Annotated in this window: 14 protein-coding genes and 3 pseudogenes; 13 read left to right on the plus strand and 4 right to left on the minus strand. The window is 49.3% G+C overall.

What is annotated here, in order from left to right; genetic code table 11:
• The first annotated feature begins 62 nt into the window (after positions 1 to 62).
• Complete coding sequence (purD, locus tag A8709_RS02145; RefSeq protein WP_065850558.1) at positions 63 to 1328, plus strand: phosphoribosylamine--glycine ligase; 1266 nt, start codon at positions 63 to 65, stop codon at positions 1326 to 1328.
• 379 nt (positions 1329 to 1707) lie between these two features.
• On the opposite strand, the gene A8709_RS35375 is transcribed toward purD, so the two are convergent.
• Positions 1708 to 1836 (minus strand): hypothetical protein, encoded by a 129-nt coding sequence (locus A8709_RS35375; protein ID WP_279615838.1) that lies wholly within the window; start codon positions 1834 to 1836, stop codon positions 1708 to 1710.
• 93 nt (positions 1837 to 1929) lie between these two features.
• Here A8709_RS35375 and A8709_RS02150 point away from each other — a divergent pair, with 93 nt between their 5' ends.
• Positions 1930 to 2883, plus strand: a complete 954-nt coding sequence (locus A8709_RS02150) for an N-acetylmuramoyl-L-alanine amidase family protein (protein WP_084224603.1) — start codon at positions 1930 to 1932, stop codon at positions 2881 to 2883.
• 179 nt (positions 2884 to 3062) lie between these two features.
• The gene (locus tag A8709_RS02155; protein ID WP_065850559.1) at positions 3063 to 3857 is read left to right on the plus strand and encodes a DODA-type extradiol aromatic ring-opening family dioxygenase; all 795 of its coding nucleotides are present in this window, start codon (positions 3063 to 3065) and stop codon (positions 3855 to 3857) included.
• 268 nt (positions 3858 to 4125) lie between these two features.
• Here A8709_RS02155 and A8709_RS02160 read toward each other — a convergent pair whose 3' ends face one another.
• Positions 4126 to 4539, minus strand: coding sequence for a thiol-disulfide oxidoreductase DCC family protein (locus A8709_RS02160; RefSeq protein WP_065850560.1), 414 nt, complete (start codon positions 4537 to 4539; stop codon positions 4126 to 4128).
• Positions 4540 to 4870: 331 nt separating this feature from the next.
• Between A8709_RS02160 and A8709_RS02165 the strand changes: the two genes are divergently transcribed.
• The 7 genes and pseudogenes from A8709_RS02165 to A8709_RS02190 all read left to right on the plus strand — a co-directional run bounded on the left by A8709_RS02165 (position 4871) and on the right by A8709_RS02190 (position 8380).
• Positions 4871 to 5074, plus strand: a complete 204-nt coding sequence (locus A8709_RS02165; RefSeq protein ID WP_065850561.1) for a hypothetical protein — start codon at positions 4871 to 4873, stop codon at positions 5072 to 5074.
• A gap of 29 nt (positions 5075 to 5103) precedes the next feature.
• The gene (locus A8709_RS02170; RefSeq protein ID WP_065850562.1) at positions 5104 to 6249 is read left to right on the plus strand and encodes an MBL fold metallo-hydrolase; all 1146 of its coding nucleotides are present in this window, start codon (positions 5104 to 5106) and stop codon (positions 6247 to 6249) included.
• A gap of 25 nt (positions 6250 to 6274) precedes the next feature.
• A pseudogene (locus A8709_RS02175) lies at positions 6275 to 6844 on the plus strand (sulfurtransferase TusA family protein); the annotation flags it as partial.
• Positions 6845 to 6883: 39 nt separating this feature from the next.
• A pseudogene (locus A8709_RS33455) lies at positions 6884 to 7084 on the plus strand (sulfurtransferase TusA family protein); the annotation flags it as partial.
• Between the two features lie 16 nt (positions 7085 to 7100).
• Positions 7101 to 7583, plus strand: a pseudogene (locus A8709_RS02180) (DsrE/DsrF/DrsH-like family protein).
• Between the two features lie 104 nt (positions 7584 to 7687).
• On the plus strand, positions 7688 to 7948 hold the full coding sequence (locus A8709_RS02185) for a metal-sensitive transcriptional regulator (protein WP_065850564.1): 261 nt from the start codon (positions 7688 to 7690) through the stop codon (positions 7946 to 7948).
• Between the two features lie 21 nt (positions 7949 to 7969).
• Positions 7970 to 8380 (plus strand): rhodanese-like domain-containing protein, encoded by a 411-nt coding sequence (locus tag A8709_RS02190; protein ID WP_065850565.1) that lies wholly within the window; start codon positions 7970 to 7972, stop codon positions 8378 to 8380.
• Positions 8381 to 8926: 546 nt separating this feature from the next.
• Here A8709_RS02190 and A8709_RS33945 read toward each other — a convergent pair.
• Positions 8927 to 9193 carry a hypothetical protein gene (locus tag A8709_RS33945; RefSeq protein ID WP_167356972.1) on the minus strand — a complete coding sequence of 89 codons (267 nt, stop codon included), beginning with the start codon at positions 9191 to 9193 and terminating at the stop codon, positions 8927 to 8929.
• On the opposite strand from A8709_RS33945, the gene A8709_RS02195 reads away from it, so the two are divergent.
• Together A8709_RS02195 and A8709_RS02200 are read left to right on the plus strand one after the other, a co-directional pair.
• Entirely contained in the window at positions 9150 to 10070 is a 921-nt protein-coding gene (locus A8709_RS02195; protein ID WP_141692391.1) for a DUF3048 domain-containing protein, read from the plus strand. The genes A8709_RS33945 and A8709_RS02195 overlap by 44 nt on opposite strands.
• An 81-nt stretch (positions 10071 to 10151) precedes the next feature.
• Positions 10152 to 11543, plus strand: coding sequence for an ABC transporter substrate-binding protein (locus A8709_RS02200; RefSeq protein WP_065850566.1), 1392 nt, complete (start codon positions 10152 to 10154; stop codon positions 11541 to 11543).
• 45 nt (positions 11544 to 11588) lie between these two features.
• Here the strand turns inward: A8709_RS02200 and A8709_RS02205 are convergent, their stop codons facing one another.
• Positions 11589 to 13649 (minus strand): helix-turn-helix domain-containing protein, encoded by a 2061-nt coding sequence (locus tag A8709_RS02205; RefSeq protein ID WP_208607627.1) that lies wholly within the window; start codon positions 13647 to 13649, stop codon positions 11589 to 11591.
• Between the two features lie 361 nt (positions 13650 to 14010).
• Between A8709_RS02205 and A8709_RS02210 the strand changes: the two genes are divergently transcribed.
• Positions 14011 to 15180 carry a HupE/UreJ family protein gene (locus A8709_RS02210; protein WP_167356974.1) on the plus strand — a complete coding sequence of 390 codons (1170 nt, stop codon included), beginning with the start codon at positions 14011 to 14013 and terminating at the stop codon, positions 15178 to 15180.
• Positions 15181 to 15183: the final 3 nt, after the last annotated feature.

Raw genomic sequence — 15183 nt, forward strand, 5'->3', positions numbered from 1 at the left:
ATTGAGAATGCTCACGATTCGTAAGTGGACCGTGGGCATTCCCCATGAGAGGGGTTTCCAGAATGCGTGTATTAGTTATTGGACGTGGCGGACGCGAGCATGCCATTGTATGGGCACTCAGCAAAAGCCCGAAAATCAGCAAACTGTTCTGCGCACCAGGAAACGGCGGGATTGCCGGATTAGCGGAATGCGTACCGATTACGGAGCTTCAATTCGATGAGATCAGCACATTTGCCAAGGAGCAAGCGATTGACTTGGTCATGGTCGCGCCTGATGATCCGTTAGCGGCAGGTTTGGTAGATCATTTGGAGTCGAAAGGCATTGCAGCATTCGGTCCGCGCGCCAACGCTGCAATCATCGAAGGCAGCAAAGTGTTTATGAAGCAGTTGCTTAAAAAATACAGCATTCCTACAGCTGCGTACGAGTCTTTTGACGCGTATGAGCCGGCACTGGCTTATTTGCGCTCACAGAAAGCGCCAATCGTCATCAAAGCAGATGGCTTAGCCGCTGGTAAAGGCGTTACGGTTGCGCAAACGATGGAAGAAGCGGAAGCTGCGCTGAAAGACATCATGGTGGGTCAGGTATTTGGGGCATCGGCAGGCGCGAGCGTCGTGATCGAGGAGTTCCTGATAGGACAAGAAATGTCGTTATTGGCGTTCGTTGATGGTTCAACGGTGCGTTTGATGGTGCCTTCGCAGGATCATAAGCCGGTATTTGATAACGATAAAGGACCGAATACAGGCGGAATGGGGACGTATTCCCCGCTGCCGCATATTCCAGAGTCCATCGTGCAGGAAGCACTTGTGAACATCGTTCAGCCTACGGCGGATGCCATGGTAGCAGAAGGCCGTCCGTTCAAAGGCGTGCTGTATGCGGGTCTGATTTTGACTCCTAACGGTGTAAAAACAATTGAGTTCAACGCGCGGTTCGGTGATCCGGAGACGCAGGTGATTTTGCCGCGATTAAAGACGGATTTGCTCGATATTTTCCTAGCGATCAACAACGGAACATTGGCTGAGCAGCCGATCGAGTGGAGCGAACAAGCTGCAGTATGCGTGATTGTCGCTTCACCAGGATACCCAGGGCCGTATCCGAAAGGACTGCCAATTACAGGACTTGATCAAGTGCAGGATTCCCTCGTGTTCCACGCGGGTACTGCGGTTGATGTGAACGGTCAAATCGTCACCAACGGTGGACGCGTGCTTGGGATCACTGGCCTTGGCAAAGATATCGTTGAAGCTCGTCAGAAGGCTTATGCGGATGCGGATCGGATCCATTTTGAAGGTAAGCATTACCGGACGGATATTGCGATGAAGGCATTGAAATAGGTTGTAGATGAACGATTAGAACGGCTAGAACGAGCTAGACCAACACAAAAACACAGTCCTCTTAGAAGCGAAACCCGATTGGGGGCGTGCGCAGGGGGCTGTGTTTTTTGCATGTTGGAGGGAACTAGGTGAAGTGGAGCGACGAGGGAATAAGTCACCATACGCCATGAGTTGTTGACCAACACAGCCCCTCCGGATAGATGGATTTTATGTAGCTAATTTTGTGAAATTCACGGATTTTCCGCGATTAGCTGGATTTCCTCCAGTTCATTTAAGGCGATTTGGTCGAAATGGCGAAAACAAGCAGAAATAGCTGTAAGATTTCCATCTAAGTCCGATAATAAGAGGGATAGCTCAGAAATAGCTGTAGGTTATCCATCTACTTATTACTCCAGCCGCGGATGTACTTGTCTTTATTCTTGTAGACATACCAGCAAGCGAGCAGCGCGCCGAGGATTAGGGCAATCGACAGCCAGTGCTGAGTGATATAACGCCAGAGTGCCAGCATTGCAGAACCTCCCAAATGGATACGTATGGTAGGGTTAGTTTTGTGTTTGTGGATTTTTTTTATGCAGCATATAGAGAGATGGGGGAATGATCGATGTTTGTTAAAAGAGTGCTGCTCCTAGCAGCGGTGCTGATGCTAGTCGTCGTGATGGTTGCTTGTTCGTCCAAGCTTCCGCAAAAGGCAGTTTCGCCTGGAGGAGAAGCTGTTATGTCAGCAACGGAGGTGAGCGCCGTTGCTGCTGGAAGCACACCCGCAGCGACAGCAGCCGCACCTGCGTCTGGAGGTGCAACTGCGTCGCCGATGGCGGAGGCTTCGCTAAGCCAAGCAGCAGTGGCCTCGCCGACGGCAACACCTGCGGCGTCACACGTCCCGTCTGCGACGGCTGCTCCGGCAGCAGAGCGGATCGTGCCCCGCACGGACAAGCTCGTGATGATCGATCCCGGGCATCAGCGGGTCGGCAACAACGAGCCTGAGCTGGTCGGGCCTGACACGCGGGAAACGAAAGCGAAAGTCAGCTCCGGAACGGTCGGCGTTCGCACGAAGAAGCCAGAATACGTGCTCAATCTGGAAGTATCCATGCTGCTCAAGGCAGAGCTGTTGAAGAGAGGCATCCCGGTTACGATGACACGTGAGACGCATGACGTGGACATCAGTAACAAGCAGCGTGCGGATATGGCGAACGATGAGGGCGCTGCGCTAGTTGTACGTATCCACGCTGACGGGGATAGCTCGGCGAGTACGAAGGGGTTCTCTGTGCTGTACCCGTCGCCATCGCAAGGTGCAACGAAGCCGATAGCTGCTGAAAGTCGTCAGGCAGCAGGCTTGCTGCTTGCCGGCTTGCAGCAATCAACAGGCACGAAAGGGCGCGGTCTCTCCGCGCGGGATGATCTCAGCGGATTCAACTGGTCGAAGGTACCCGTAGCACTCGTAGAGATAGGGTTCATGACGAATCCCGAGGAGGACGAGCTCATGTCCGATGCTGCCTATCAGCAAAAGCTGGCTTCAGGGATCGCGGATGGGATTGAGCAGTTTTTGAACGGGAAGTGAGGGCGAGATCGCTATTCAGGTGCACTTGGAACGGGAACATGTATACTTCGAGCACGAATGCTCTGATTGTTGACGAGCCGAGAATAATTTACGACGGCACGCGGTATGGTTTTATTTTTAACATTTCGAGAATAATGTAGATAATTGGCATGGATTTCAAAACAGGGAGGAGGGCTAGGATGCTGCCGACATTTTTTATTGCCCATGGGGCACCGAGTTTGGCGATTGAGCAGCATGCGTACACGGAGTTTTTGCGTAAGCTTGCGATGTCCATACCAACTCCCAAAGCCATCGTTTTGTTCAGCGCGCACTGGGAAAGCTCGGTGCAAAAGATTAGCTCGGCTGTTGAGCCGGAGATGATCTATGATTTCTCGGGTTTTCCAGATGAACTTTATGACATTAACTATCCGGCCAAAGGGGATCTGACGCTAAGTTTACATATTCAGCAGCTTTGTCAGCAGGAGGGTATACGCTGTGAGCTTAATGATAAGCGGGGATTGGATCACGGCGCTTGGTCGCCGCTCTCGATCATGTATCCGGATGCGCAGATCCCGGTGGTAACGATGTCTGTGAATCCACGATTAACCCCTGAGGAGCATTATCGGATTGGTGCAGCCCTAGGTCCTTTGCGGGATGAGGGGGTTTTGATTATTGGAAGCGGCGGAACCGTTCACAACTTGCGGAGATTGGATCACAACAATCCAGTGCCACAGCTGTGGGCGGTGGAGTTTGACGAGTGGCTGGCGGAGCAGCTGGAGACGTGGAATTTGGATGCGCTGATTCGCTACGACGAAAGAGCGCCCCATGCGCAGGAGGCGGTGCCGACGCCGGAGCATTTTGTTCCACTCCTGATCGCGTTCGGAGCAGGTGATGCTTCACGGAGCGCGAAGCTTCTCCATCACAGCTTCCAAATGGGGACGCTGAGCTTGTGTTGTTGGATGTTTGGCAGCTTGAAGCGGGAGAAGCGCGGCTAGTTGAACGATCCCGGCAACCTTTTAATTCAACATGCCCATCGTATCTCAACGCTCATCTATTAAAACTAGCTAATCTCTCACATCTAATACGCAAATCTTCTTGCGTACTTAACATCTTCAAGGTTCTTCCTCATCCCACTTCATCCCATCTCTCCCTCTTCTCCTCACCCCATTAGCCCACTGGCCCCAATACTTCCTGCGATTTTACATGAATTCCGCCGGAATTCACGCAAATTGCAGGAGTTCATGCAAATGCCGCTAGACCCCCTTAATCCAGAAAGCGCCCCTTATGCTCGGGCTTCGGCAGCATACAATGTTCGGTCTTACCGAACCAGCGATAACGGTTGCGCGCGACGAAGCTGTAGCCGAGATTTCGGATCGGCGCCGGGATGATGATGGCGGCATAGGCCAGAGGCCAAGCGCCGCGCAGACGGCGAGCAATACGCAACGCCGCGGAAGAACGTGCATACGCGCGGGCTCCTTCTATAAGCACGATCGTGCTTAGTTGATCGGAGGGAAGGTGGTGCTTTTGGAGCAGCATTTGTCCCGTCTCCGATTGTAAGGTGGCAAAATGAAACACACCCTTCGGGTCATTTCGCAGGATGAATTGCACCGCACCGCTGCAGAGTAAGCAAACGCCATCGAATAAGATAATGGCTTGTTGATTATGTTTTGTAGGCATGAGCTCTCCTCCACTGGGCAGACTGGTCGATGAAACCTTGTGTTTATTATATCGTTTTTGAGAAAGGAATGGTGTTAAAAACCAATCCGCTCAGGTTGACGAAAAAGCTACAAGGTTGTATAGTTCTTTTATACCCATACGGGTATGGGTAATTAATCGCGATAGTAATCCCAACCGTCAAACAAGATCATGAAGTCTAATTAAGTATAATCTACGTAAATTCCTTTGCCAGCGTTTTGCATGAACCCACGATAAGTGGCAATTTTTTTGATTTTTTATATACCCTATGGGGTATATAAACGGATCTTCTCAACAAGAAAGGCAGAACTTTATGGATTTCACATGGATCCTGATTATTTTCACCATAGGCATCATGCTGTTGATCCCATCACTTACTCTCATCGCAGCAAGTACAATCGCTTCTTCCTTCGGGGCAAATCTGAGCAAGAAAATGAACATCAAATTGCTCCAATGGATATTGGCTGTGTTAATCATGGCGACAGTAATCAAGATTTGGATGTCCATTTTAGCCTAAAAGAAATGAATGAACTGGAGGGAATACAAATGAAGGAAACCCAACTACAAGGGATGCACGCAGATCAGCTAGCCAATAGAGTGCTGAAGAAGGAACCGATTTTTATCCTAGATGTTCGGAATGGAACTGACTTTGCGGATTGGCGGATTGAGGGCAACGGGGTTCGGAGCATGAATGTGCCTTATTTTGAACTGATCGATGGGGTTGAGGCAATTCTCGATACGATCCCTAGCGACGAAGAGGTAGTGGTCGTATGTGCCAAAGAAGGTTCGTCCATCTTCGTCGCGGAGCAACTCATGGTGGCAGGCAAGATGAACGTTTCGTATCTCATCGGTGGCATGAAAGCGTGGAGTGAACAGTTAACTCCAGTTCGAATTGGGGATCTGAAGGACGGCGGTGAGGTTTATCAGTTCGTTCGTGTAGGGAAAGGCTGCTTATCTTACATGGTTATCTCCGGTGGTGAAGCGGTGGTAATCGATGCGGTGCGTATGATTGGGGTGTTCGAAGATTTTGCTCGGGAAAAGAACGTAACGATTACACATACCCTCGATACCCATCTGCACGCGGATCATATTTCGGGTGGACGAGAGTTGGCAGAGCGGACAGGAGGTCAATACTGGCTCCCATCTAAGGATGCAACCGAGGTAAATTTTCCTTATCAAAAGCTTGAAGAAGGTCGGAATTTAGCCGTTGGTCAGACCGCGATCAGCATCCAGCCGATTTACTCACCAGGGCATACGATTGGGAGTACATCACTTATCGTGGATGATCGGTACCTGCTATCGGGTGATATTTTATTCGTAACCTCCATTGGTCGCCCTGATCTAGCAGGTAAAGCGGAAGACTGGGTATCTGATCTTAGAACGACGTTATATGAACGTTATCCAGCGGTATCCGAAGATTTAATTGTGCTGCCTGCCCATTTTGGCAAGGTAACAGAGTTAGGCGACGGAGGACGTGTAGCGGCTCGATTAGGCGATTTGTTTCAAAAGAATACAGGTCTTCGCATGGAAGATGAATCGGAATTTAGACGTATAGTCACCGAGAATTTGCCACCGCAACCGAATGCGTATGAGGACATCCGGCGAACAAATATGGGTAAAATCAACCCGACGGAAGATGAGCAGCGTGACATGGAGCTCGGGCCTAATCGCTGTGCAGTTCACGACAATTGAAGGAGGACGATCAGATATGAGCGCAATGCCGATACAAGCGGATCGAATTTTAGCGTGCGAAGGGCTAGCCTGCCCACTCCCGGTGGTTCGTACGAAGAAGGCCATAGACGAGATGAAGGAAGGGGAAGTGGTAGAAGTACGCGTGACGGATAAAGGTTCCGTGGCCGATCTGAAGGGCTGGACGCAGGGAACAGGTCATCAGTATGTGGGTTTAAAAGAGGAGAACGGGATTTACCGACATTTTATCCGAAAAGCGGAGGCATCCGAAACGAAATCGGAGCGGAAGCATCCGCACACGATTTCCAATGAGGAGCTTCAAGCAAAGCTAGCTGCTGGGGAGCAACTGCATATGATCGATGTGCGCGAGCCTGCTGAATATGCATTCGGAAGGATACCCGGGGCAGTATCACTGCCGCTAGGCGAACTAACGGAACGGCTGTCTGATCTCTCGCCAGATCATGATTATTACGTAATCTGCCGAACAGGAAGGCGGAGCGACATGGCCTGCCAATTGTTGGCAGAGCATGGGTTTGGGCGGGTCACGAACGTGACGCCTGGCATGTCGGAATGGACTTTTGAGATGGAAAAAGACAAAGAGGAGGATGTTAACATGGTTCATTTAACAGTTGATGCCAAAGGCTTGGCTTGTCCAATGCCGATCGTAAAAGCGAAGAAAGGGATCGATTCTATGGAATCAGGACAGATCATGGAGCTGTTGACGACGGATAAAGGGTCGATGAAGGATTTTCAGGCGTGGGTTGGTCAGACCAAACATGAGCTGCTAGAAGCCACTGAAAGTAACGGGGTTTTCACGTTTATCGTGAGAAAAAGATAAGGAAAGGAGGAACTGCATCGTGGAGACGAAGGAGAAAACAACGATTGTGCTTTTTAACGTGGAGCTGGATAAAGCGATTGCCGCTTTCATTATTGCGAATGGGGCGGCGGCTTATGACCACGAGGTTACGATATTTTTTACCTTCTGGGGACTGAATGCCCTGCGTAAGGATGAGCCCATAGCGGTGAAGAAAAGCTTCATCGAGCGTATGTTTGGTAAAATGATGCCACGCGGTGCGGATAAACTTGGTTTGTCCAAAATGAACTTCGGCGGCATGGGCCCCAAAATGATTAAGCATGTCATGAAAAAGCATAATGCGCTATCGCTTCCTCAGTTGATTGAGTTGGCTCAGGAGCAAGGCATCCGGCTTGTGGCTTGAACGATGACTATGGACTTACTTGGTTTACAGGAAGATGAGCTATTGGAAGGCATTGAGTATGCAGGTGTTGCGGCATATTTAGGCGATGCGTCAGAAGCGAAAGTGAACTTATTTATCTAAGATGAGGCTGTGTTTCGGGGCGGCGGCCGAGATTTCGTGTTGTTTTCATGGGTAACATGGGCAATAATATACCTATACAGGTATAGGGAAGGGAAGGGTCGTCTATGCAATATGATGATGATGTGAAAAAAAGATTAAAGCGAATGGAGGGCCAAATTCGGGGGATTTTGCGGATGATGGAGGAAGAGCAGGATTGCAAGGATGTCGTCAGCCAAATCTCTGCGGTTCGCAGTGCAGCCGATAAAACAATCGCCACGATTGTCGCCGTTAATTTAGAGAAATGCATCATGGAAGAGATCGAAGCAGGCAGAGATACAAGCAAAATGGTTCAGCAAGCTGTCGATCTATTAGTGAAAAGCCGTTAATGCTCAGAAAAGAGGCAAGCTATGAATGGTAAATTGATTATTGATCTCGTGGCATTGGGTTTTATTATTTGGTTTATATATTCCCGATTTGCTGGGGTTAAGGGACTGCGGAATGTTTCGTCGGATCAGTTGCAAGAGGTGATGGACGGCAGGGATGACGGCGGTGGAAACGGTAAGAACAAGTTCATCCTGATCGATGTGCGTGAACCCGGTGAAGTGAAGCAAGGGTTTATTCCGGGCGCGGTGAACATCCCTGTAACGACGATGAGCAGGAGAGTGGGCGAGATTCCGAAGGATCGTCAGGTGTATCTCTATTGCCGGAGCGGGATGCGAAGCAAGCAGGCTGCCCGAATTCTTCGGAAGCAGGGTTTCAAAGAGATTTCTCATCTCCGTGGCGGGATTATGTCATGGAAGGGAAAGTTAACACAGTAAAGAAGCGAAGTCATTAGCCCGTGGGGTTGATGGCTTTTTTTGTGTCGGGGTAGTGCGGCTGGGTTAGTCGGTAAACCCGACTAATTCGTGTGAGTAAGAGGTAGAAAGCGTGGAGATAGTCGGTAAACCCGACTAACTTGAGTGAGCAAGAGGTAGAAAGTGTGAAGATAGTCGGTAAACCCGGCTAATTCGTGTGAGCGAGAGGTAGAAAGTGTGGAGATAGTCGGAAAACCCGGCTAATTCGTGTGAGCGAGAGGTAGAAAGTGTGGAGGTAGCTGGAAAACCGGACTAACTTGAGTGAGCGAGAGTTAGAAAGTGTTAAGATAGTCGGAAAACCCGACTAACTCGAGTGAGCGAGAGTGGAAATTGTAGAAATAACTGGAAATCCCGACTAACTTGAGTGAGCAAGAGGTAGAAAGCGTGGAGATAACTGGAAAACCCGACTAACTCGAGTGAGCGAGAGGTAGAAAGTGTGAAGATATCCGGAAAACCCGACTATCTCGAACGGCGAGAGCTAGAATATGCTAGCTTCTATTTTTCAACGCTCTAGCATATACATCTCATAGATCGATAGTCCAAGAGAAAAAGAGGTGCAGCCCCATTGAAAACATTGCCGCTGATCCCTAAAAGAATCCTTAGCTCATGGCTCGTACTTGGATGCTCTGTCCTAACCCTTGCTGGTTGTAACGACGCAACCACTGCCATAGCAACGCCGAGCCCGCCCGCCGTCGCCGTGACGACGACGGTCACAGCCACACCGGCGCCTGCTGTGCAGCCTGCCACGACTTCCGTCGAAGCTCCGCAGCCGTTCAAATTCCCGCTAACCGGCCTGCCGGCCGATCACGAGGTGAAGACCCGCCCTTTCATGGTCATGGTCGAGAATGCCCCGCAAGCCCGGCCCCAAACCGGGCTAGATCAAGCAGACATCGTCTATGAAATCCTCGCGGAGGGCGAGATTACGAGATTCGTCTCCGTGTTCCAGAGCCAACCAGCGAAGACGATTGGCCCGGTGCGCAGCATTCGGCCTTATTTTGTCGAGATCGGCGACGCGCTGGATGCCATTATCGTGCATGCGGGCTGGAGCCAGGATGCGATGGACATGATGGCAGGCCGCAACCTGGCCCATCTCGATGAAGTGTATGGCGACGGCGCCTACTATTGGCGCTCCACCGATCGGAAGGCACCGCACAATTTATATACCTCTGTGGATAAAATGAAAAAAGGTGCCGAGGCGCGCAAGTTCCGCACGGAGTGGAACGGACCTTTGCTCACTTTTGCCAAGGAAGGTCAAACCAAACTCACCGGCGCAGCCGTTCATTATGTCCAAATCCCATACCTCATGGGGTATTTCGCTTCGTATGATTATGATGCTGCTGCCGGCGTGTACAAGCGCTCAATGGAAGGCAAGCCGCATCTCGATAAGGAAACCGGGAAGCAACTGCAAACCAAGAACCTGCTCGTTCTCGAGAGCAAGCACCAGATCATCGATAAAGAGGGGCGCCGCACGGTAGATGTATTTGGCCCTGACAAGGGAATGATCTTCCAAGAAGGCATGTCGCAAGCCATCACGTGGGAACGCAAAAACGGCATGCTTCGCGCCTATGCCAGCGATGGCAAAGAAGTGCCGCTCCTGCCAGGCAATACGTGGGTACAAATTGTGCCGGAGGGGACGAAGCTGAAGCTGGAGTAACATGTTTAACAATCCATTTACATCCCCTTAATCGTACGCAAACACTTAACTTCTATGATTACTAGTCATAGGAGGGATAACATGAAGGTATTTCACCGTAAGATTTCGATACCAGCTTATGTCATTTTCATTGTGCTGCTGCTCGGCATATTAGAAATAGGTTACGCGATGTGGGGTCAGCAAGATATGGCACAAGGCACAGAGACAGTAAAAGCTGCAGAAGCCGAACCCCTCGTTAATGAGGTTAAAAAGGTCGTCTGGTGGCATTCCATGAGCGGCGAGAATGGCCGAATCGTGGACAAGCTCGTCACGAACTTTAATGAGTCTCACAAGGATATTAAGGTGGAGGCTGTATTTCAAGGCTCCTACTTCGATAGTTTGACCAAGTTGAAAGCGTCGATGGGTACCAAATTGGGGCCTACCATGGTGCAGGTGTATGATATCGGAACGCGATACATGATCGATTCCAAGGCGATTACACCGATTCAGACTTTTGTAGATCGGGACAAGTATGATATATCCCAAATGGATGAAGCGATTATCAACTATTATCGGGTGGAGAATAAGCTCTACTCGATGCCTTTTAACACCTCGAACCCGATCTTGTATTACAACAAAGATCTGTTCAAATCTGCTGGATTAAACCCTGATAAACCGCCTGTTCTATATGCGGACATCACACAAGCGGCGACAAAGTTAACCAAAGAGGGCGTTACAGGTGCCTACTTCGGTACGTACAGCTGGTACATGGAACAGTTTGTTGCGAATCAGGGTGCTGAGATGGTCAATCAAGGAAACGGCCGTGATGGCTTAGCGACGGCTTGGCAGTTGAATGGCGAAGAGGGCGTCAAGGCGCTTACGTGGTGGAAGGGACTCGTTGACAGCCAGGTGGCCATTCACTCAGCGGGGAAGAGCGATGGCTCCAAAAAAGCGTTCACCGAAGGGAAGGTCGCCATGATTTTCGACACAACGGCAGCGCTGCGCGATATTCTCAATTCCGTTGACGGCAAGTTCGAGGTCGGTACTGGATTCTTTCCCAAGTCATCCGAAGCAAGTAATGGCGGTGTCGTGGTGTCAGGAGCCAGCAATTGGATCATGAACAGCAAATCGGATGCAGAGCAGCAGGCAGCATGGACATTCATGAAGTATTTGTCCGAACCTGAGCAGCAGGCGTTCTTTCACGTGAACACGGGCTATTTTCCCATCACACAGAAGGCCTATGAGCTGCCAATCGTACAAGAAAATATGAAGCAGTTCCCTCAGTTCAAGACGGCGATTGATCAGCATAACGCTGCCAAGCTGAACAAGGCGACTCAGGGCGGTGTCCTGGGGGTTTATCCAGAAGCGAGGAAGCTGACGGAGAATGCAATTGGACAGGCGCTGAGCGGGCAATTATCACCTCAAGAAGCGCTCGATGCAGCAGCACTAGATATTAACGCCAAAATCGAAGCGTATAATCAGACTGTAGATTAAAAAAACGCAAGCCGGGGATAATGACCGGCTTGCGTTTTTTCTATCTCATTTATCCAGTAAATGGGTTCTGCGGTATTCACCGGGCGATGAGCCTGTACGGTTTTTGAACATCCGATTGAAGGAGGAGATGTTCCGGTAACCGACTTGAATGCCGATGTCTTGAATGTTCATGTCGGAATGGAGCAGTAATTCCTGGGCGTTGCCCACACGCCGATGATGCAGATGCTCCATGAAATTGGCGCCAGTCTTCTCTTTGATATACGTAGAGAGATAGGAAGTGCTTAGATTCAGTTGATCAGCGAGCACATCAAGGGAAAGATCCTCAGCGTACTGCTCCTGAATAATACTGAGCACATGTTCAATAATGGGATCATTCGTCTCTTTCTTCTCACGGATGAGCTGGGTGACGATTCGGAAATAAGATGCAAAGGATTGCTTATATTCGTCCAGCGTACAGCATTCATCTAATTGAAGCAGGATTGATCTCAGCTGCCGGATATCATCGGAATGAACCTTGTAGTGTTCAAGCACCATTTTGGCCTTATCCGTTACGGCAAGCACCATAATCTTAAACATAGCCACTGAAGCTTCGTTCTGCTCAAGCTCCTCCAGCCAAGGCATGAAGAGATCTAATATATCTTGCTCTTTACCAGATTTCAGCGCTGTGGTCAGATCCTGCTCTTGTGTCAGTGTAAGGAAGTAGGTAGAGCTATCGGACCTATACTCAACGACAATTTGCGTTTCATCCAGTAAACGGGCATGTGTAGCAATTTCATTGACTTGTCGGTAGGCATGACCGAATTGTATGGCACTCTCGAATGCCGAACTGATAGCAGCCGTTACAAGAACGTATCGGCGATCAGTGTCCAGCACGAGCTTTAACGCCTCCAGCAATAGGAGGATACGATCTCGCTCGTTGCCAGGGAAGACAGTGAGAAACTGATGCTGCTCGATCTGAAACGTATGCGAATCAGGAAATTGCTCATCGGTCATTCGCTTGAGATGCTCACCAATCGTTTGCGATAGGTGTTCCCTGCTCAAGGGGATCTGGGTGAAAGCGGGTGAGCGGAAACGAAGCTCGTACAGCACGATGGTGAAAGTCCCCTCGGTACCTTGAATAGGCTCCCATTCACCAGGTTCGTTCGGAATATTTTTCAGCTTATTGATGAAATGATAGTTAGTTAACTCCGATTGTTGATCCTGCAGCTCCTGCGCAATCTCATCTTTCTCTTGGAGCAGCTGTCGGACGGGTCTATTAAGGCGTCTACTGAAAAATAGCGAGACGATAAAGGCTACAATGATCGAAGCGATTAGCAGTATGATCATGAGATTGTCCAAACGAAGGATTTTGGACGAGAAGTCCGGGCTTGTCATTTTCATAACGAAACGCAAGCCGTCTTCGTTTTGATATTCAATATCAATCGACTCTGAGAGTGGATGCGAATCCTTTTTGGTCTCATAAATGATGGCTTGGTTCGGTCCTGCGATCGTTAAGTCCAGATACGGATAGTCCTTGAGAATCGCGTCTCTCAAGCGGTTGCCGTCGATCATCGCGATCAGCATATCATCAGCTAATGCAGGCTTAATGGAATAAGGAATTAACATTCTACCTGTTGACTCACCAGCTGGAGAGGCGCTCCCAAATAAAGCGGCTGGATGCAGCACATAGTTGTCGCTGCGCTCAAACTGCGTTTGCCAGTAAGTCGGCGGATAAGCTTTGCTGTCATAGATGCTGCTGAATAAATCATCCGTTGTGCCAGGACCCAGCTTGCTCAGCGTTAGATTCGTAGAACGAAACATCAGAATCAAATTATCGAGATACAGCTCCGAATCGCTTGCGATACTTTGGATGGACAGCACGATCGGACGGGTATTCAGCGATTCTGGATCTTTCTTGATGACCACTTGATTGTTAAGTGTAATCACATTCTTATCCGTAAATTGCTTATACAAAGCTTCTCGAACTTTATCAAATTGAAATTGGTACCGCTCAGCCACCTTCTGCAAGGTGAGACGATTCTGTGCAATCATCTCGCTGCGGAGGTGGCTTTTGACGAGCCAAAAGATCAAGAGATTGAACGAGCAGAAGATGAGAATCAAGATCATAAAACTGGCTAGGATGTTCCTAAACAGGGATCTCTGTAGGGTGAAAAGTTTCATAAGTCGCAGGCTCCCTCTGATTGCTACGCTGTTTTGCTTCCGGCGAGTTATACACATTAATTGTAGTTGAAAATGGGTGTGAAGGGTATGGGCTTTTTTTTGGAAGCTGCGCACTTTTACTTGTTTCCCGCTTTATAAAAGCTTTAAAGAAGAATCGTAAGAATCGAATAAGAACGAAAATCATGTGTATAGGCAAGATTCCGGAGGCTGGATATGATGGGCAAGTGGCAATAAGGCTTAAGGAAAGGAGCAGGTAATTAAGATTCATCATGAGCATGTACAAATGAATAATGAGGGGATTACGTATGTGTTAAACATCAAAAGAAGCTTCATCGTATTGGCTTTAACCGTTATTGTATCCCTGTTCGCAGCTAGTTCAGCAGGGGCTCATTTCTCTTCGAGTGGTTATTCCGATATCCAAGTAGGATCAACGACAATGACCTACCATCTATCCTTATTGGAACATGATCTTCTTCAAATCTTCCCAGACAAAGCCGATGGGGGCGACAAGATCAGTGATAAACAACTAGCAGGCTCCTTAGCTGCAATTGGAAAGTTGGTCGATGATGGCATTATCGTAACCGGGGATGGCAAGGTAGGGACAGGTGTCATTGTCGGCGCCAAACATGAGAAGCGAGCCAGTATGGATATGATAGGGATCGATATTCGTTATACATTCGCGTCCCCCGTGAAACGTTATCTGATCCAGTACAATTTCTTCTGGTACAGCGGGGTTGATCCGAATCACAGCAATTATGCCACGATTCAGGTCGGAGGACAGACCATTGAGCAGGTGCTGGGCAGTCAGAACTATATTGTACAAATTCAAGGGCCAGGAGCGGCTGCCGGGAATCCAGACAATGCGGTAAAACCAATACAACCAGCCGCTATGCCAGCGGGCGATCCGTCTTCCAATCCTGCTGTTTCTTGGCAAAACACGCTGCAGACCTACATTCTCATGGGCATGAAGCACATCTGGTCAGGTCTGGATCACATGTTGTTTCTCTTCGGACTGCTGCTTGCAGCTGAACAACGCGTGTGGAAAATAGTTAAATTGATTACGGCATTCACAGTAGGGCATTGCATAACCCTTGTGTTGTCTTCCCTAGAGATTGCTTATCTCTCACCTAAAATCGTAGAACCCTTAATTGCGCTTAGCATTCTCTATATTGCCGTTGAAAACATATGGAAGAGAAAAGAGAGTGCGCGGGTCGTCGTTACGATGCTGTTTGGACTCGTGCACGGCTTCGGATTTGCCGAGGTACTGCGAGGGACACTGTCTGGACATATGGCGCTGCCCTTATTCTCTTTCAATTTAGGCGTGGAAATCGGACAGCTTGTCGTAGTGGGCATCCTGATTCCTCTACTCTTATTGATCCGTCGCATACCGCTCAAGATCAATTGGAACTTATATGCCTCAGGCATCGTTGGCGTATTCGGGCTGTATTGGTTGGTAGAGCGTATTCTTACGCAATAGAGC

Origin of the sequence: Paenibacillus pectinilyticus (genome assembly GCF_001700435.1) — a bacterium.
Lineage (GTDB): Bacteria > Bacillota > Bacilli > Paenibacillales > NBRC-103111 > Paenibacillus_E > Paenibacillus_E pectinilyticus.